This window comes from Rhodococcus sp. NPDC059179 (genome assembly GCF_042754885.1).
Taxonomy (GTDB): Bacteria; Actinomycetota; Actinomycetes; order Mycobacteriales; family Mycobacteriaceae; genus Rhodococcus_G.
In genome coordinates, this window is the sequence record NZ_JBHZBV010000020.1 from 20,173 (window position 1) to 36,609 (window position 16,437).

Consider the following 16,437-nt stretch of genomic DNA (forward strand, 5'->3'; position numbering starts at 1 on the left):
CCTATCCCGCCACCACTTCCACGCTCGAGCCGGTCCGCCCGCGGATCACGTGCAGCCGGCTCGGGATCCGCTGCCGCATCTCGTCGACGTGGCTGACGATGCCGACCACACGGCCACCCGCGCGGAGCTCGTCGAGGACCCCCATCACCGACTCGAGTGCGTCGGAGTCGAGGGTGCCGAATCCCTCGTCGATGAACATGGTGTCGAGCACCAGCCCGCCCGACTCCGCTGCCACGACGTCGGCGAGGCCGAGCGCCAAGGACAGCGAGGCGAGGAACGATTCGCCGCCGGAGAGGGTCTTCGCCGAGCGCACCACCCCGGTGTAGTCGTCGCGGATGTCGAGGCCGAGCCCGCCGCGCTTGCCACGCGGCCCTGCCCCGTCCGCGTGGACGAACTCGTAACGGCCACCCGACATTCGGCGCAGCCTGGTCGAGGCGGCGATGGCGACCTCCTCGAGCCTGGCGGCGAGCACGTAGGACCGGAGCGACATTTTGCGCGCGTTCTGCCCGCGCCCGGCGATCACGTCCGCCAGCCCGGCCAGTTCCGCGTGCCGCTCCTGCATCGGGGCAAGCGCGGCGACCTCCTTCGCCAGCTGCCCGACCAGTCGCTCGAGGTCCGCCAGCCGCCGGTCGGCCTCGGACGCGACGGCGATCGCCGAGTTCACCACCGCGTTCGCACTCGCCGCGTCTGCCTCGGCGACCGACGGGTCGACGGTGTCGATCCCTGCGACGGCGGCGACCTCCGCCTCCGCCAGCACCGATTCGGCGCGCACCTGTTGGTCCCGCGCCTGCGCCAGCGTGGTCTCGATGGCGGTCACCCTGCGCTCGTCCCTCGTGGCCGCGACCGCCTCGTCCGCGGAATCGAATCCGGCGTCCGACGCCGCCCGGGCGGCCTTCGCGGACAACGCCTCCGCGGCCTCCTGCGCGATACCGACCTGCGCGCGCAGGTCCCGCAGTCGCGACACCGCCGCCGCGAGCGCATCGAGCCGATCGCGCCGCGCCTGCGGGCTCTCGTCCACTCCCGACGCCTCCGCGATCCGCTTCCGGATCGTGTCCAGCTGGTTCACGGCCCCCGCGATCCGCTCGTCGAGGGTGGCGAGCTCTGCCGTTGCCGATCGTGAACGTTCCTGCAGGCCTTCCTCTTCGGCGCGCAGCCCGGAAAGCCGGTCGGCAAGGGCTGGCGCTCGCACGGCCAGTGCATCGGCGTCCGCGTGTGCCAGGGCGGCCGCCGACACCTCGGCCGCGAGCTGGTCGAGGTCGCGGTCGCCGCCGCGCTCGACCAGCACCTCGATGGCCTGATCGATCTTGGCGAGCCGATCGGCCGCGGCGTCGGCCTCCTCCGCCAGGCGATGCTCCGTCACGCGGGCGGCGTCCTCGTCGGCCTTGGTGACGACGGATTCCGACGGCTCGGCCGGGTTCGGATGCTGCGCCGATCCGCACACCACGCACGGCTCGCTGTCGGCGAGCCCGGCCGCGAGCTCGGCCGCCATGCCCGCGAGTCGGCGCTCACGAAGGTCGAGCAGCTCGCCGCGCGCATCCTGGTGGCGCGTCCGCGCGGTCAGCAGCCGGTCCGCGGCCGCCTCCCTGAGCTGTCTCTGCTCCCCGAGCGCGACGGCGGCGCCCTGCGCGTCGACGGCCCTGCCCCGTGCCTCGTCGAGTGCGGTCAGCGCGGCCACCGCCTGCCGCGCGGCCGCGAGGTCATCCTCGGCGGCGCGCAGCAGCTCGGGCAGCGCCGTCCGGCGGACGTCGAGTTCCACTGTGGCCGAGGCGAGTTCGCGCCGCCGCTCGCCGTGCCGGTCCACGGTCTCCTGGAGTGCGTCGGCCACCAGCGATTCCGCGATGAGGTCGTCTAGCCGCGCGACCTCATCGGTCCAGCCTCGGATCGTCGCGGCGATGACGTCGCGGTCCCCGGCGGTCTCGGGCCAGGACAGCCGCGCCAGCAGCTCCCTGCCCTCGTCGAGCTCGCCGATCCCCTTGACCAGGGTCTCCATCAGCTTCAGTTCCCGCGCCGCGGTTTCCGCCGCCGAGGCGGCCTCCGCGCGGATCTCGGCGATCGGCGCGGCCCGCGCAGCCCTGGCGAGTTCCTCTGCGTGCGCTGCCCTTTCGTTCGCGCCCGCGGCGTGGGTGCGCAGTTCGGCTGCGGCCTTGGCCGCGCGCTGCTGCAGGCCCCGGATCCGGGTCACCTCGGTCAGCGCGGCGCCCGCCTGCGCGGCGCTCACCCTGGCCGCGACGAGTTCGGCGGTGGCCGAGTTCCTTGTCTCCTCCGCATCGGCCTGCAACTTGTGCGCCCAGGCCAGCGGGTCGGCGTCGGCGCCCGCCTCGATGCCCGCCGCCGTCGAAACCCGGGCGAGCATCAAGTCCACCGACTTCCGTCCGGACTCCAGCCTCGCCGCGCTCTCCCGCCTGCGCTCGGCGAACCAGTCCTCGACCGTGCCGAACCGGGTGGTGTCGAACAACCGCTCCAACAGGTCGCCCCGCTCGTCGGTGTCCGCGCGCAGGAATCGCGCGAACTCCCCCTGCGGGAGCAGCACCACCTGGAAGAACTGGTCGGCGCTCATGCCGAGCAGGCGGCCGATCTCCTCGCCGATCTCGTCCAGCCGGGCCAGGTTCTGGCCCTGCCCGTCGAGCCAGGCAAGCGTCGCCTTCGCGTTCTCCTTGGTGGTGCCGGTGCCGCGCAGCTTGGCCCGCTCGTACTCGGGGCTGCGGGTCAAGCGGAGCCGTCGGCCGCCGATGGTCGCCTCCAACACCACCTTTGGCACCGAGCCGGTCGCGGCGTGATCCGAGAGCAGACGCTTGCCCTGCTGCCGGGCCCCCGGGACCGTGCCGTACAGGGCGAAGGCCACCGCGTCGAGGATGGTGGTCTTGCCCGCGCCGGTCTGGCCGTGCAGCAGGAAAAGGCCGTCGGCGCCGAGCGCGTCGAAGTCCACGGTCGCGGTGTCGCCGAACGGCCCGAACGCCGACACCTCCAGGCTGTGCAGTCTCACGCGATCTCGTCCAGCGCCGCCGGGTCCGCTCCGTCGGATTCGCGGACAGCGACACTCAGCGCGCGCTCGACCAGTTGCAGTTCGCTCGGCGCAGGCTCGCTGCGCATGTCGGTGAGGAAGCTGGTGGCGATCTCGAGGTCGGTACGGCCGCGGACCCGCTCGCCGTAGTGCAGGTCGGTCGCCCCCTCCGGACGCTGCCACTCCAGGTGCACCATGTGCGGGAACCGGGCCTGCAGCGTCCGCATCGCGTCCTGCGGCCGGACCGGATCGGTGAGCGTCGCCGACACGTAGTTCTCCTGGTCGCAGTCGAATCGCTGGTCCGTCAACAGTTCCTCGACGGTGCCGGTCAGTTGGCTCAGCCCGCGCACCACCGGCAGATCGGCCCGGCGCACATCGGCGAGCCCACCGGAGTCCAGGTCCGCGATCCAGACGGCCTTGCGGTGCGACCGCTCGCCGAACGAGTACGGCAGCGGCGATCCGGAGTAGCGGACCCGGTCGCTGAGGGTCTGCGGCGAGTGCAGGTGCCCGAGCGCCACGTAGTCGACGCCGTCGAAGGCCGCGGCCGACACGGTCTCCACCCCGCCGACCGAGATGGACCGCTCCGACCCGGTGGCCTCGGCGCCGACGACGAAGGCGTGCGCGAGCAGCACCGAGCGCGGCGCCTCGCCCCCGGCCGAGCGGGCGTCGAGGTCCGCTCGGATGCGCGCCATCGCCGCGTCCAGGATCTCCGCGTGCGAGCGAGCCGTTGGCACACCGAGCTCCGCCCGGGTGGTCTCGGGCTCCAGGTACGGAATGCCGTAGAACGCGACCTGCCCGTGCTCGTCCCCGAGCAGCACCGGCCGGTCCACGTCGGAGACCCGGGTCAGCAGGTGCAGTCCGCCCGCCCCGGAGAATGCGGCGCCTGCACCGAGTCGCGCGGGCGAATCGTGGTTGCCGGAGGTCGCGACGATCACCGCGCCCGCCGCCCGGATCGCCTCGAACCCCCTGTTGCACACCGTGACCGCGGCAGCGCTGGGAATCGCCCGGTCGTAGACGTCGCCGGGGACGACCACCACGTCCACCCCGTTCTCCGCGACCAGCGCGGCGACGGCCTCGAGCGCGCGGGCCTGATCGGCGAGCAGGTCCGTCCCGTGGAAGGTGCGCCCGATGTGCCAATCGGAGGTGTGCAGGATTCGCATGCGCCGACCGTAGATGACGGTGCCGACACATTCCGCGCACCCGCTTCCGACCCGAGCGTGTCGGTGTTCTCGTGCATCATCTGCCCCATGGACCCCGTCACCGCACTCGGACTGCTCGTCACGCTCGGCCTCGGCATCGCCGTCGGCTGGCTCTGGCACGCCTCCCGGTCCGGCCAGCACGCGGCGCGGGCGGAGGCTCAGCTCGCGGCGCTGCGGGAGAACGAGAAGACGCTGAGACAGTCGCTGGCCGCGGTCAACGAGGACTCGGCCCGCCGCACGTCGGGCGCGGTCAGCGAACAGGTCTCGCATCTGGTGGGCCCGCTGCACGATGCGGTCGGCGCGCTCGCGCACCAGGTGCAGCAGGTCGAACGCAGCCGGGTACACGCCTACGCCGGGCTGTCCGAACAGGTCGAGGGCATGCGTCGCAGCTCCCAGCTGCTCACCACGCAGACCGGCCAGCTCGTCACCGCGCTGCGCGCCCCGCAGATCCGTGGCCGCTGGGGCGAGATCCAGCTCGAGCGGGTGGTCGAGCTGGCGGGGATGGTCAAGCACTGCGATTTCGACACCCAGGTCAGCGCCGAGGGCGTCCGGCCCGACCTGCTGGTCCGGCTGGCAGGCGGCAAGCAGATCGTGGTCGACGCCAAGGTCCCGCTGGCCGCGTACCTGGACGCCGCGCAGGAGGAGGACCCGCGCGCCAGGGACGGTCACCTCACCCGGCACGCCCGACAGCTGCGCACGCACGTCGACCAGCTGTCCGCCAAGGCGTATTGGGCCTCGTTCGATCCGAGCCCCGAGTTCGTGGTGCTGTTCGTCCCCGGTGACGCGTTCCTCGATGCCGCGCTCACCGCCGACGCCGAGCTGCTCGAGCACGCCTTCGCGAAGAACGTCATCCTGGCCACCCCGACCACCCTCGTCGCCCTGCTCCGCACCATCGCGCACACCTGGCGGCAGGAGACGCTCTCGCGTGAGGCCGCGACGATCCACCGCCTCGGCCGCGAGCTGTACGGCAGGCTCGGGGTGGTCGGCAACCACCTCGACCGGCTCGGTTCGCAGCTCGGCAAGGCCGTCGAGTCGTTCAACCTGACCGCGGCCTCCATGGAGTCGCGGGTCACCGTGACTGCGCGCAAGCTCCACGAGCTGGAGGTCGGGGACGGTGAGGTCGCTGAGGTCGCGCGCATCGACTCCTGGCCGCGGAAGGTCGGGCTCGACGAGAACTTGCCCACCAATGGTCGCGCCAACGAGGCGATCGGATCCTGAACAGCTAGTGTCTAAGGGTGTCTGCAACCCAACGTGCTCGCTCTGGGGTGCCGCTCGAGATGCGGTCTGTGCTCCCAACGGTGCCCGGCGTGCCCGCCGCGGCCGCCGTTCTCATCGCTGTGGCAACCACCTTCGTTGGGTTCGCCCTTGACGCCATCCGTGGCAGCGAACTGACATCCGCGTTCTCCGTCTTCTACTTCCTCGGTTGCGTCGGCGCGGTGCTCGCGGTCCGCGGACGTGGCCTGTTCGCCACGATGGTCCAGCCCCCACTGATCCTGTTCGCGGCCGTGCCGCTGGCATATCAGTTCTTCTCCGCGGGATCCAAGGGCGGGCTGAAGGATCTCATGTTCAACGTGGCGATTCCGCTGGTCAACCGCTTTCCACTGATGCTGGTCACCACCGTCGCCGTGCTCATCATCGGCGGCGTCCGGATCTACCTCGGCCAGCAGGCCGACCGCACCCCTGCCCGCGCGAAGGGCCGGCCAGCGGACCCCGCCGCCGCACGCACCGCCGATCGCCCGGCGACTCGGCCGCAAGCAGCAGCGCGACGGACCGACCAACCGCGCACGGCAGCGGCGCCGCGTACCGTCGCGACCCCGCGCCCGCAGCAGGTGCCTCAGACTCGTCCCGGACACACGGTGTTCCGGGACCCGGCACCGACCCCCGCGCCGCGCCGCCCGGTCCCGCCGCCGCCCGCACCGGGAGGCATGGGCCGCAGGCCGGAACGCGCACCCAGCGCCGCCACCGCACGGGTACAGCCCCCGCGCAGCGTGGTTGACCCGTACAGCAGCCCGGCGCACCCGATCCCGCAGGTGCGGTACCGGGACCGCGAGGACCCGGCGCACGATCAGCGCGGCGGTTACTAGCCCCGGGCGCAGATGCCCTAGGAGCCGGTGTTGCTCGGCTTGCGCAGTTCGCGCGGCAGCGAGAAGACCAGAGTCTCGTTCGCCGTCGTGACCGACTGCACGTCGAGGAATCCGTGCTCGGCGAGCAGTTCGATCACACCGCTGACCAGGATCTCCGGCACCGAGGCGCCCGAGGTCACGCCGACGGTCTCGACGCCGTCGAGCCATGCGATGTCGATCTCGCGGGCGTAGTCCACCAGGTAGCTCGCCCGCGCGCCTGCGCCGAGGGCCACCTCGACCAGGCGTACCGAGTTCGACGAGTTGCGCGATCCGACCACGATCACCAGGTCGCACTCGGGGGCCATCGCCTTCACCGCCACCTGACGGTTCTGGGTGGCGTAGCAGATGTCGTCGCTCGGCGGGTCCTGCAGCAGCGGGAACTTCTCGCGCAGCCGGGCCACCGTCTGCATCGTCTCGTCGACGCTGAGCGTGGTCTGCGACAGCCAGATGACCTTGTTCTCGTCACGCACGGTGACGGCGTCGACCGACTCGGGTCCGTCCACCAGCTGGACGTGGTCCGGGGCCTCGCCTGCGGTGCCCTCGACCTCCTCGTGGCCCTCGTGCCCGATCAGCAGGATGTCGAAGTCGTCGCGCGCGAACCGCTTGGCCTCCTGGTGCACCTTCGTCACCAGCGGGCAGGTCGCGTCGATGGTCTTGAGGTGGCGCTGTGCGGCCGACTCGTGCACGGCCGGGGACACCCCGTGCGCGGAGAACACCAGCAGCGAACCCTCCGGCACCTCATCGGTCTCGTCAACGAAGACGACGCCGCGGTCCGAAAGCGTCTCGACCACGTGCCGGTTGTGCACGATCTCCTTGCGCACGTAGATCGGCGCGCCGTGCTTCTCGAGGGCCCGCTCGACCGTCTCGACGGCGCGGTCCACGCCCGCGCAGTAACCACGCGGTTCGGCGAGCAGGACACGCTTGCCGGATCCGCCCGGAGCAGGGGTGCTGGATCGGGCGATGCCCAGGTTCAGGGGGACTGCGGAAGACATGACACCAGGGTACGGGCACCCGCGATGGGGTGCCCGATCAGGCACACCGAGCGCTCAGCTACCAAAAGGGGCATCCGTCAGGCAGTCTTAGGGCCATGATTCGTCCCCCTTTCGCTGCGCGGGTCGCCGCCGGGATCGCCGTGACGGTTGTCGAAGAGGTGCAAAAGCTGCCGAACACCGCGGTCGCGCTCCCCATGACGACCATCAGCCACATGCTCCAGACGACGATGCGCGTCCAGCAGTCCATGACAGCGCTCGCGATCAAGGGCGACCAGGCCTTCTCGGTGTTCTTCCACGAGGACGAGGAACAGCCGGAGTGGGCGGTGTTCGACGAGGACTCCACGCCCGCGCCGTCCAGCGGTGACGGGGCCGAGGCGAAGCCCGCGAACCAGGGCCGGTTCGCGCTGTACTCGATGCAGCCCGAGTCCGAACCTGACGCGCCGTCGGCGACGCCCGCCACCAAGACCGCCGCGCCCAAGAAGGCGGCCGCGAAGAAGTCGGCAGGCAAGCTCTCGTCGGTGCCTGCCAAGCCCGCAGCCGCGCGGCCCGAGATCGCCGAGTATCTCGACTACGACAACCTGACGCTCGCCCAGCTCCGGGCCCGGCTGCGGACGCTGTCGGTCGAGGAGCTCGACGCACTGTTGGAGTACGAGAACGCCGCAGGCGCCCGCGCACCGTTCCAGACCATGCTCGGAAACCGGATCACCAGCGCCAAGGCCAAGTGAGCTCCGTCCAGCCGAGCCAGGCGGGCGCGCCGACCTCGAACTCGCCCGAACACCCGTGGCCGGTGCGGTCCGTCGCCACCAAGGTCTCGCAATGGATCGACCGGCTCGGCAGCATCTGGGTCGAGGGTCAGATCACCCAGATCAACGTCCGTCCCGGCACCCGCACCGCGTTCCTGGTGCTGCGCGACGCCTCGGTGGACATGTCGCTGTCCGTGACCTGCTCCCCCGCGCTGATCCGCGATTCCCCGGTGCCGCTGACCGAGGGCAGCCGGGTCGTGATGTTCGGCAAGCTGTCCTTCTACACCGGCCGCGGCACGATCTCGCTGCGCGTCACCGAGATCCGGGCGGTCGGGATCGGCGAGCTGCTGGCCCGGATCGAACGGCTGCGTGCGCTGCTCGCGGCGGAGGGCCTGTTCGACCCGAGGCTCAAGCGCCCGCTGCCGTTCCTGCCGCACACCGTCGGCCTGATCACCGGGCGCGCCAGCGCGGCCGAACGCGACGTGCTCAGCGTCGCCGGAAGGCGTTGGCCCGCGGTTCAGTTCGAGATCCGCAACACCGCGGTGCAGGGCCCGACGGCGACCGCGCAGATCGTCGCGGCGCTCACCGAACTCGACGCGAACCCGGCGGTCGAGGTGATCATCCTGGCCCGCGGCGGCGGCAGCGTCGAGGATCTGCTGCCGTTCTCCGACGAGACGCTGTGCCGCGCGATCGTCGCGTGCACCACCCCGGTGGTCAGCGCCATCGGCCACGAGCCGGACAATCCGCTGTGCGATCACGTCGCGGACGTGCGCGCCGCGACGCCGACCGACGCCGCCAAGCGGGTGGTGCCGGACGCCGTCGCCGAGCAGGCGCTGGTCGCCGAGTTCCGGGCCCGCGGCGCGGCCGCGCTGCGGAACTGGGTGGCGCGCGAGGCCAGGTCGCTGGCCGACCTGCGCAGCAGGCCGGTGCTCGCCGACCCGCTGGCCGCCATCGACCGGCGCGCGGAGGAGATCGCCCGGCTGCGCGAGGCGGGCAGGCGCGACGTCACCCGGCTGGTCGCCGGTCAGGCCACCGTCGTCGAACATCTCGGAGCCCGGCTGACCACCCTCGGCCCGGCCGCGACCCTGGCCCGCGGGTACTCCGTGGTGCAGAAGGTGGTGCCCGGGTCGTACCCGGAGGTGCTGCGCTCGGTCGAGGATGCGCCGCCCGGCACCCAGCTTCGGGTGCGGGTCGCCGACGGCGCGGTCATCGCCGCCGTCATGGGTAAGGACAAGTCAGGAGATTCGAAGTGAACGAACCGGTGGCGGAGCTCGGTTACGAGGCTGCCCGCGATCAACTGGCCGAGGTGGTCAAGATGCTCGAGCAGGGTGGCCTCGACCTCGACCACTCCCTCGCGCTGTGGGAGCGCGGCGAGGCGCTGGCCACACGCTGCGAGGAGCACCTGGCCGGGGCCAGGGCGCGGGTGGAAAAGGCCCTCTCGCACGAGGACGAGGGCGGCTCGCAGTAAGTCAGGGTGTCAACGGCTGCGCCGCATCGACTGCCGTGGCGAGCTCGGTGAACTCCTCCGTCGAGCCGCTGCCGGTGACGAGGACCCGGACGTCGCCGAGATCGGTCACCCAGATCGGTTCGCTGCCCTCTTCGTCGTACTCCACCCACTGGTCTCCCGCGATCGGGGCGACGCCCGTCGGGCTGCGCCGATCGCCTGCAACCCAGGGCACCAGCACCTCCTCGGTCGCCTCGCTCTGGCTCAGTTGCAGGTAGCGGCCCTTCGAGGTGATGTAACCGACGGTGGTCACGTCCCCGCCGCCGTCACCGCCCACGACGCCCCGGCTGCCGGAGTTCGGCTGCCAGTCCTCGGGCACGGCTGGGTTGCGGACCGGGAACCCGAGCACGCCCGCGTCGTACTTGAGCGATGCGTCGACGTCGAATTGCGGGACCGGACCGGAGCTCGGGCCGCCAGGGCTGAACGAGCAGCGGCTCGCCACACCCGCGACGATCAGGCACAACAGAACCAGCGGGATGATCGACCACATCATGTCGCGGTTGTTCTGCAGAATCCGGGGTTTCTTTTCGGCCACGCGGCTAGTATCCCAGCCGCGCATCGGCCGAGGTCCGGCGGTTCCCACCGGCGGACAACCCCTTGCCGAAAATCAAATATATGTTGTTAGATTGCGGGCATGCGTTCCAGGCTCAGCACCCGCCCATCGTCACTCCGCGCCGCCGCGATGCGCGGGGTGCTCATCGCGCTCGGGACCGCCGTCGTCGCCGGCACCCCTGCCATAGCCCTCGCACAGCCCGCCGGATACGCCGCGCTGCTCGACATCACGCCCGTGAACGCGAACGCCGAGCAGTCGGGCGGGCTGGACCCGCGGCTGCCTACCGATGTCGCCGCCCTGGACGCCGCGCTCGGCGAGGCCAGGACCGCAGGCGTGCCCGCGCGCCGCTATTCCGCTCTGCTGCACCAATATTGGCTCACCCGCGGCGCGCAGGCCGCGGGCATCGACCTGGCCGCCTGGGACCCGAACACCGGCCTCGCCGCGAACGCCACGCTGGTCGATCGGGTGTATGAAAACTACGGCCGGTACCAACTCGACCGCGCCGAGCTGTACTGGGCAGGCATGGCGGGGATGGCGGGCGCCTCCTTCACCGGCGGATTCTGGGACATCGAGATGGGCCGCACCGCGCTCGGCATCGACGCCGTGCGCGGCCTCGGCGGCGCGGTGGCCGCGGCCACGCGAGGTCTCCCCGAAGCCGCGGCGGCGCTGCTGCCGTCGGACGCCCGCGCGCTGGCCACCGTCGGGCCGACCGTGACGGCACAGGATCTGGACTGGTATCAGAAGCGACTGCTGATCATGCAGAAGCACATCTTCTTCGACATGGTCCCGATGCACGAGGCGTACGTCGCGGGCGGCCGGGCCGCCGTCGACGAACTCGACGCGGCAGGACTGCTCGACGACAACGCGGCGGCCGCGTGGGAGGGCATCTACTCGGGCACCCCCGCCGGCTACGCCGACGCCATGGTCCGGATGGCGGACCGCGAACAGAACCAGGTCGTCGCCGACCAGTGGGACGTCACGTCGGCCGCAGGCGGCGGCGTCGGGCGGGCCCTGACCTACATGACCACCATCGCGGCCAAGCCGTCGGTCCCCGGCTCGACGGCGCCGGGGGTGTTCGCCCCGATGTCGGTCACCGGCGACGTCGACGGCGCGACCTACCGCCTGCGGGCGCCGCTGCCCGACTTCAACTGGGCGGACCGCGGACCGCGCTGGACGTACATCGCAGGCGACATCGCGGTCGCCTATCAGCGCCTGGCCGAGGACCGTCCCGGCGAGGCCAGGGCGCTGCTCTCGCTGCCGTTCCGCCAGTTCGCGGACCGGCAGCGTGCCCTGCACCGCGCCCCCGACCTGCTCCGCGACCTGAGCGCCGGCTGGTCGCTCGAGCGGCAGCCGTAGCCCAGCCTCATCAGCGGCCGACCCGTGATGAGACAATCACGCTCGAGTCGAAGCCGACTCTCCCGACGGAATCTACGGCGACGCCGCACGCGTCGACCACGAGGAGGCACCTCCCATGACCGCCAGCACCCCATCGAGCCGCCGCGAGGCGCCGGACCGCAACCTGGCGATGGAGCTGGTCCGCGTCACCGAGGCGGGCGCGCTTGCCGCGGGCCGCTGGGTAGGTAAGGGCGACAAGGAGGGTGGCGACGGCGCCGCCGTCGACGCCATGCGTCAGCTCGTGAGCAGCGTCTCCATGCGCGGCGTCGTGGTCATCGGCGAGGGCGAGAAGGACGAGGCGCCGATGCTCTACAACGGCGAAGAGGTCGGCAACGGCGACGGCCCGGACTGTGACTTCGCGGTCGACCCCGTCGACGGCACCACGCTGATGTCCAAGGGCATGCCGAACGCGATCTCCGTCCTCGCGGTCGCCGAGCGCGGCGCCATGTTCGACCCGTCCGCCGTGTTCTACATGGAGAAGATCGCCGTCGGCCCCGACGCCGCCGACGTCATCGACATCACCGCGCCGGTGGCCGAGAACATCAAGCGCATCGCGAAGGTCCGCAAGTCCTCGGTCTCCGACGTCACCGTCTGCATCCTGGATCGCCCCCGGCACGCGCAGCTGATCTCCGACGTCCGCGCGACCGGCGCCCGGATCCGGCTGATCTCCGACGGCGACGTCGCGGGCGCCATCGCCGCGGCCCGCCCGGACTCCGGCACCGACATGCTGATCGGCATCGGCGGCACCCCCGAGGGCATCATCGCCGCGGCCGCCATGCGCTGCATGGGTGGCGCGCTGCAGGGCCGACTCGCCCCGACCGACGACGCCGAGCGCCAGAAGGCCATCGACGCGGGCCACGACCTGGATCGGGTGCTGCTGACCGAGGACCTGGTCTCCGGCGAGAACGTCTTCTTCACCGCGACCGGCGTCACCGACGGTGACCTGCTGCGCGGCGTCCGCTACAGCGGCGGCGGCGCACACACCCAGTCGATCGTGATGCGCAGCAAGTCCGGCACCGTCCGGATGATCGACGCGTACCACCGCCTGTCCAAGCTGCGCGAGTACTCCTCGGTCGACTTCGACGGCGACCCGGACGCCCAGTTCCCGATGCCGTAAGGCGCTCCGCGCCTGTGAGTCCTTCTGGTCCCCCTGCGGGCCAGAAAGACTCACAGGCGGCGAAGCCGCTTCGGTGGCAAGCTTCTAGGCATGACTGAGAACAGCGAACCGCAGTTCCGCATCGAGCACGACACCATGGGCGAGGTCCGCGTCCCGATCGACGCCCTGTGGCGCGCTCAGACCCAGCGAGCGGTGGAGAACTTCCCGATCAGCGGGCGCGGCCTCGAGCGCAGCCAGATCCGCGCGATGGGACTGCTCAAGGCCGCCTGCGCGCAGGTGAACAAGGATCTCGGCCTGCTCGACGCCGTCAAGGCCGACGCCATCATCGCCGCAGCCAACGAGATCGCCGAGGGCCGCCACGACGAGCAGTTCCCGATCGACGTGTTCCAGACCGGTTCGGGCACCAGCTCCAACATGAACGCCAACGAGGTCATCGCGTCGATCGCGAAGGCCAACGGCGTCGAGGTGCACCCCAACGATCACGTCAACATGTCGCAGTCCTCGAACGACACCTTCCCGACCGCGACCCACCTGGCGGCGATCGAATCCGCGGTGAAGTCACTGATCCCCGCGCTCGACCACCTGCGGATCGCGCTGTTCGACAAGGCCGCACTGTGGCAGACGGTCGTCAAGTCCGGCCGGACGCACCTCATGGACGCCGTGCCGGTCACCCTCGGGCAGGAGTTCGGCGGCTACGCCCATCAGGTCGAGGCCGGCATCGAACGGATCATGTCCGCCCTCCCCCGCCTCGGCGAGCTGCCGATCGGCGGCACCGCCGTCGGCACCGGGCTCAACGCCCCCGACGGGTTCGGCCCGAAGGTGGTCGCCGAGCTCGTCCGTGCCACCGGGCTCGACGCACTCTCCCCGGCGCGCAACAGCTTTGAGGCTCAGGCCGCCCGTGACGGACTGGTCGAGGCGTCGGGCGCGCTGCGGACCGTCGCGGTGTCGCTGACCAAGATCGCCAACGACATCCGCTGGATGGGCTCGGGCCCGCTGACCGGGCTCGGCGAGATCCAGCTCCCCGACCTGCAGCCCGGTTCCTCGATCATGCCCGGCAAGGTGAATCCCGTTCTGCCGGAGGCGGTGACGCAGGTGGCCGCGCAGGTCGTCGGCAACGACGCTGCCGTCGCATGGGGCGGTGCGGCAGGCGCCTTCGAGCTGAACGTGTACATCCCGATGATGGCCCGCAATCTTCTCGAGTCATTCCGCTTGCTGGCCAACGTCTCTCGGCTGTTCGCCGACAAGTGCGTCTCCGGGCTCGTCGCCAACACCGAGCACCTCAAGACGCTGGCGGAGTCGTCACCGTCGATCGTGACTCCCCTCAACTCCGCGATCGGCTACGAAGAGGCCGCGGCCGTCGCGAAGGAGGCGCTCAAGGAGCGCAAGACCATCCGACAGACGGTGCTCGACCGCGGGCTGATCGGCGAGAACCTGTCCGAGGCGGAACTCGACCGACGCCTCGACGTCCTGGCCATGGCGAAGGTCAAGAAGTAGCAGAACCCGGCGGCGCCTTCCGCGCGCGCACCGTGGCCCACACCATCCGCGCCAGGTACACCGGACTGGGCGGCATCCACCCGAGTTGCTGCGCCATGCCCAGGTCGTCGCGGTCTGCCCAGTGTTCGATCACCCGGCCGTCCTCGATTCGAACCCAATGCGATTGGGCGACAGCAAAACTCCGGCCGGTCGGCGGGAAGGCCTGATCGACGGCGCCGCTCTCGTCGTAGTTCACCAACTGCCCGACGTGACGACCGCTCATGGTCACCCCGATCGCTACGAGGTCACCGTCCGCCACCACATTCCGGACCTCGAAGTTCAAGTCCGCGAAGGCCTGGCGCAGCCACCGCGCGGTCGCGTACCAGGATTCGGGTCCACGGCCGCGGGTGCTCGGTGGATGGGTCTTGCTCTCGTGGTTGACACCGTCCGGATGGATGACGGCACCGAAGTCGTCGCGGCTGCCCGTTGCCACCAGCTCGACGCTCCGCACCGCGATCGACTTCGCGTCCGCCGATGGGTGCGCCACGGCTCAGCCCTCGATCGCGATGACCGCGCCCGGCTGCAGCCAGCGGATCAGCCAGACCAGCGCGCCCTCGCTCACCGCGACGCAGCCCAGGGTGGGCTCGCCGTTGGAGACGTGCAGGAAGAATGCGCCGCCTCCCCCCGGCACCCGTTCCTTGTTGACGCCCATCACCACCGCGTAGCGATACACGGGGATCTCGAGCTGTTCGCTGGCCGACTCGTCGAACGCGCAGGCCCCGGGGGCGCAGACCTGGTGGGTGTTGTAGGTCGCGCTGTCCGGGTCGCCGTCCCACCAGTCGTCCGGCCCGACCTTCCGGTACGGCAGGCCACCGCCCGGGTTCGCGGCGGTGCCGAACGCCGAGTCCAGGCTGAACACGCCCTCGGGGGTCGCGGGCACCCCGTCCGTGGCCGCCTCCGCGAACCCGTCCGCCCCGACCTGCGCGGGCAGGGTCGGGGAGATCCGGTGCCAGCCGAGCGGGGAGCGCTGCCAGGCCTCGAGGGTGGCGCCCGATCCGCCCGATCCGCGAACGGCGATGACCTGCGTGGCGCCGCCGACGTCCCCGTCGAACCAGGGCCCCTGCGCCAGGGCGTGCGGCGCACACAGCAGCGCCAGCACCGTTGCGATGACGGTCGAGATGATCGCGCTCGCCAATTTGCGCACACCACATGGTGTCCCGCGAGTCCCGCGCGGTCAAGCATCTGACCGGGTCGGATTTCGGTATCGTCGCCCCATGACCCGCCCCAGCAACACGGCCGCCATCGAGAAGGCCACCGGCCGCGACTGGTCCGACTGGGTGACCCTTCTCGACGGAGCGGGCGCAAAGAACCTCCCCCACAACGAGATTGCGCGCCTCGTCCACGACGAGTGGGGAACCACCGGATGGTGGGCACAGTCGGTGACGGTGGCGTACGAGCAGCAGATCGGACGACGGATCCCCGGCCAGGACTGCAACGGCGAGTTCTCGGTGTCCGTGAGCAAGACTGTGCCAGGAACCATGGACGAGGCGCTGGAGAAATGGGTGGCCCTGGTCGGCGAGCGCACCGAGTTCTCCGACGTCCCGGTGTTCGGCGAACCGACCGTCAGTGCCACCGAGAAGTGGCGGTACTGGCGCTGCCAGCTCGAGGACGGTACCCGCGTCAGCGTGACGATCCATCAGAAGTCGCCGGACAAGGCCGCGCTCGGCATCGGGCACGAGAAGCTCGAGACACCAGAGGCGGCCCTGCACTGGCGCCCGTTCTGGAAGCAGCTCGTCGCCGAACTCGGCGGCTGACCGACGAGTACGGTCAGGACACCTTCACCGCTGACCCACACGAGCGATTGGATCGACATGAATTCCGTAGACACAGCCGCGGACGTCCAGGTGGTGCGCGAGTTCCTGTCCGCCCTGGCCAGGGCGGACGTCGACGCCGCCGCCGCGCACCTGCATCCCGAGATCGCCTGGCACAACGTCTCGCTGCCGATCCTGCGCGGATACCCCGCCGTGACCCGGGTGTTGCGCATGCTCGCCCGCCCCGGCCTGCGGTTCGACGTGATCATGCACCACATTGCCGGCGAGAACGGCGTGGTCCTCACCGAGCGCACGGACCTGCTCGGCGCGGGCCCGCTCAGCGTCGAGTTCTGGGTGTGCGGCACGTTCGAGCTGCGCGACGGCCAGATCGCGGTGTGGCGGGACTACTTCAGCCTGCGCGACGTCATCCGCGGCGTCGCCGTGGGGCTGGTCCGAGGCGTGCGCGGCCGCCGTGGTGGACGCGGCACCGGCTACCTCAGCGATGCCAAGGCCCTGAACGGCTGAG

General features: G+C 71.1%; 16 protein-coding genes. 10 read left to right on the forward strand and 6 right to left on the reverse strand.

The features are described from left to right. Window position 1: 1 nt before the first annotated feature. Together ACFXMV_RS22735 and ACFXMV_RS22740 are read right to left on the reverse strand one after the other, a co-directional pair. A complete protein-coding gene (locus ACFXMV_RS22735) occupies window positions 2-2,983 on the reverse strand; it encodes an AAA family ATPase (protein WP_378503324.1) in 2,982 nt (993 codons plus the stop codon). After that, window positions 2,980-4,161, reverse strand: a complete 1,182-nt coding sequence (locus ACFXMV_RS22740) for an exonuclease SbcCD subunit D (protein WP_378498523.1) — start codon at window positions 4,159-4,161, stop codon at window positions 2,980-2,982. Before ACFXMV_RS22740 ends, ACFXMV_RS22735 begins: the two co-directional genes overlap by 4 nt. Before the next feature lie 87 nt (window positions 4,162-4,248). On the opposite strand from ACFXMV_RS22740, the gene ACFXMV_RS22745 reads away from it, so the two are divergent. Continuing rightward, window positions 4,249-5,418: a DNA recombination protein RmuC gene (locus ACFXMV_RS22745; RefSeq protein ID WP_378498524.1), complete on the forward strand. Its 1,170-nt coding sequence runs from the start codon at window positions 4,249-4,251 to the stop codon at window positions 5,416-5,418. Window positions 5,419-5,435: 17 nt separating this feature from the next. Beyond that, on the forward strand, window positions 5,436-6,284 hold the full coding sequence (locus tag ACFXMV_RS22750; RefSeq protein WP_378498525.1) for a DUF6542 domain-containing protein: 849 nt from the start codon (window positions 5,436-5,438) through the stop codon (window positions 6,282-6,284). A gap of 17 nt (window positions 6,285-6,301) precedes the next feature. Here ACFXMV_RS22750 and ACFXMV_RS22755 read toward each other — a convergent pair whose 3' ends face one another. Further along, window positions 6,302-7,315, reverse strand: coding sequence for a 4-hydroxy-3-methylbut-2-enyl diphosphate reductase (locus ACFXMV_RS22755; RefSeq protein WP_378498526.1), 1,014 nt, complete (start codon window positions 7,313-7,315; stop codon window positions 6,302-6,304). Window positions 7,316-7,410: 95 nt separating this feature from the next. On the opposite strand from ACFXMV_RS22755, the gene ACFXMV_RS22760 reads away from it, so the two are divergent. From ACFXMV_RS22760 to ACFXMV_RS22770, 3 genes are read left to right on the forward strand one after another with little or no spacing between them, the layout of a single operon-like run. Continuing rightward, window positions 7,411-8,040 carry a lipid droplet-associated protein gene (locus ACFXMV_RS22760; protein ID WP_378498527.1) on the forward strand — a complete coding sequence of 210 codons (630 nt, stop codon included), beginning with the start codon at window positions 7,411-7,413 and terminating at the stop codon, window positions 8,038-8,040. Beyond that, on the forward strand, window positions 8,037-9,311 hold the full coding sequence (xseA, locus tag ACFXMV_RS22765) for an exodeoxyribonuclease VII large subunit (protein WP_378498528.1): 1,275 nt from the start codon (window positions 8,037-8,039) through the stop codon (window positions 9,309-9,311). Before ACFXMV_RS22760 ends, xseA begins: the two co-directional genes overlap by 4 nt. Next, window positions 9,308-9,526 (forward strand): exodeoxyribonuclease VII small subunit, encoded by a 219-nt coding sequence (locus ACFXMV_RS22770; protein ID WP_378498529.1) that lies wholly within the window; start codon window positions 9,308-9,310, stop codon window positions 9,524-9,526. Before xseA ends, ACFXMV_RS22770 begins: the two co-directional genes overlap by 4 nt. A gap of 1 nt (window position 9,527) precedes the next feature. Here ACFXMV_RS22770 and ACFXMV_RS22775 read toward each other — a convergent pair whose 3' ends face one another. Continuing rightward, window positions 9,528-10,097 (reverse strand): DUF4245 domain-containing protein, encoded by a 570-nt coding sequence (locus ACFXMV_RS22775; protein ID WP_378498530.1) that lies wholly within the window; start codon window positions 10,095-10,097, stop codon window positions 9,528-9,530. A 99-nt stretch (window positions 10,098-10,196) separates the two neighbouring features. On the opposite strand from ACFXMV_RS22775, the gene ACFXMV_RS22780 reads away from it, so the two are divergent. From ACFXMV_RS22780 to ACFXMV_RS22790, 3 genes are all read left to right on the forward strand, one after another. Further along, window positions 10,197-11,471: a hypothetical protein gene (locus tag ACFXMV_RS22780; protein ID WP_378498531.1), complete on the forward strand. Its 1,275-nt coding sequence runs from the start codon at window positions 10,197-10,199 to the stop codon at window positions 11,469-11,471. A 115-nt stretch (window positions 11,472-11,586) separates the two neighbouring features. Beyond that, window positions 11,587-12,627, forward strand: a complete 1,041-nt coding sequence (gene glpX, locus ACFXMV_RS22785; RefSeq protein ID WP_027501030.1) for a class II fructose-bisphosphatase — start codon at window positions 11,587-11,589, stop codon at window positions 12,625-12,627. Window positions 12,628-12,717: 90 nt separating this feature from the next. Then, window positions 12,718-14,121 (forward strand): class II fumarate hydratase, encoded by a 1,404-nt coding sequence (locus ACFXMV_RS22790; RefSeq protein WP_378498532.1) that lies wholly within the window; start codon window positions 12,718-12,720, stop codon window positions 14,119-14,121. On the opposite strand, the gene ACFXMV_RS22795 is transcribed toward ACFXMV_RS22790, so the two are convergent. Both ACFXMV_RS22795 and ACFXMV_RS22800 read right to left on the reverse strand, forming a co-directional pair. After that, window positions 14,111-14,647, reverse strand: a complete 537-nt coding sequence (locus tag ACFXMV_RS22795; RefSeq protein ID WP_378498533.1) for an ester cyclase — start codon at window positions 14,645-14,647, stop codon at window positions 14,111-14,113. The genes ACFXMV_RS22790 and ACFXMV_RS22795 overlap by 11 nt on opposite strands. 3 nt (window positions 14,648-14,650) lie before the next feature. Beyond that, a complete protein-coding gene (locus ACFXMV_RS22800; RefSeq protein ID WP_378503323.1) occupies window positions 14,651-15,304 on the reverse strand; it encodes a L,D-transpeptidase family protein in 654 nt (217 codons plus the stop codon). A 70-nt stretch (window positions 15,305-15,374) separates the two neighbouring features. On the opposite strand from ACFXMV_RS22800, the gene ACFXMV_RS22805 reads away from it, so the two are divergent. Beyond that, window positions 15,375-15,914, forward strand: coding sequence for a hypothetical protein (locus ACFXMV_RS22805; protein ID WP_378498534.1), 540 nt, complete (start codon window positions 15,375-15,377; stop codon window positions 15,912-15,914). Between the two features lie 57 nt (window positions 15,915-15,971). After that, window positions 15,972-16,436 carry a limonene-1,2-epoxide hydrolase family protein gene (locus tag ACFXMV_RS22810; RefSeq protein WP_378498535.1) on the forward strand — a complete coding sequence of 155 codons (465 nt, stop codon included), beginning with the start codon at window positions 15,972-15,974 and terminating at the stop codon, window positions 16,434-16,436. Window position 16,437 lies beyond the last annotated feature (1 nt).

Excerpts from the sequence above, each read along its gene's own strand:
- ACFXMV_RS22755 (WP_378498526.1), bottom strand. The coding sequence starts at position 7,315 with ATGTCTTCCGCAGTCCCCCTGAACCTGGGCATCGCCCGATCCAGCACC.
- ACFXMV_RS22810 (WP_378498535.1), top strand. The coding sequence starts at position 15,972 with ATGAATTCCGTAGACACAGCCGCGGACGTCCAGGTGGTGCGCGAGTTC.
- ACFXMV_RS22805 (WP_378498534.1), top strand. The coding sequence starts at position 15,375 with ATGACCCGCCCCAGCAACACGGCCGCCATCGAGAAGGCCACCGGCCGC.
- ACFXMV_RS22790 (WP_378498532.1), top strand. The coding sequence starts at position 12,718 with ATGACTGAGAACAGCGAACCGCAGTTCCGCATCGAGCACGACACCATG.
- ACFXMV_RS22780 (WP_378498531.1), top strand. The coding sequence starts at position 10,197 with ATGCGTTCCAGGCTCAGCACCCGCCCATCGTCACTCCGCGCCGCCGCG.
- ACFXMV_RS22760 (WP_378498527.1), top strand. The coding sequence starts at position 7,411 with ATGATTCGTCCCCCTTTCGCTGCGCGGGTCGCCGCCGGGATCGCCGTG.
- ACFXMV_RS22740 (WP_378498523.1), bottom strand. The coding sequence starts at position 4,161 with ATGCGAATCCTGCACACCTCCGATTGGCACATCGGGCGCACCTTCCAC.
- glpX (WP_027501030.1), top strand. The coding sequence starts at position 11,587 with ATGACCGCCAGCACCCCATCGAGCCGCCGCGAGGCGCCGGACCGCAAC.
- ACFXMV_RS22745 (WP_378498524.1), top strand. The coding sequence starts at position 4,249 with ATGGACCCCGTCACCGCACTCGGACTGCTCGTCACGCTCGGCCTCGGC.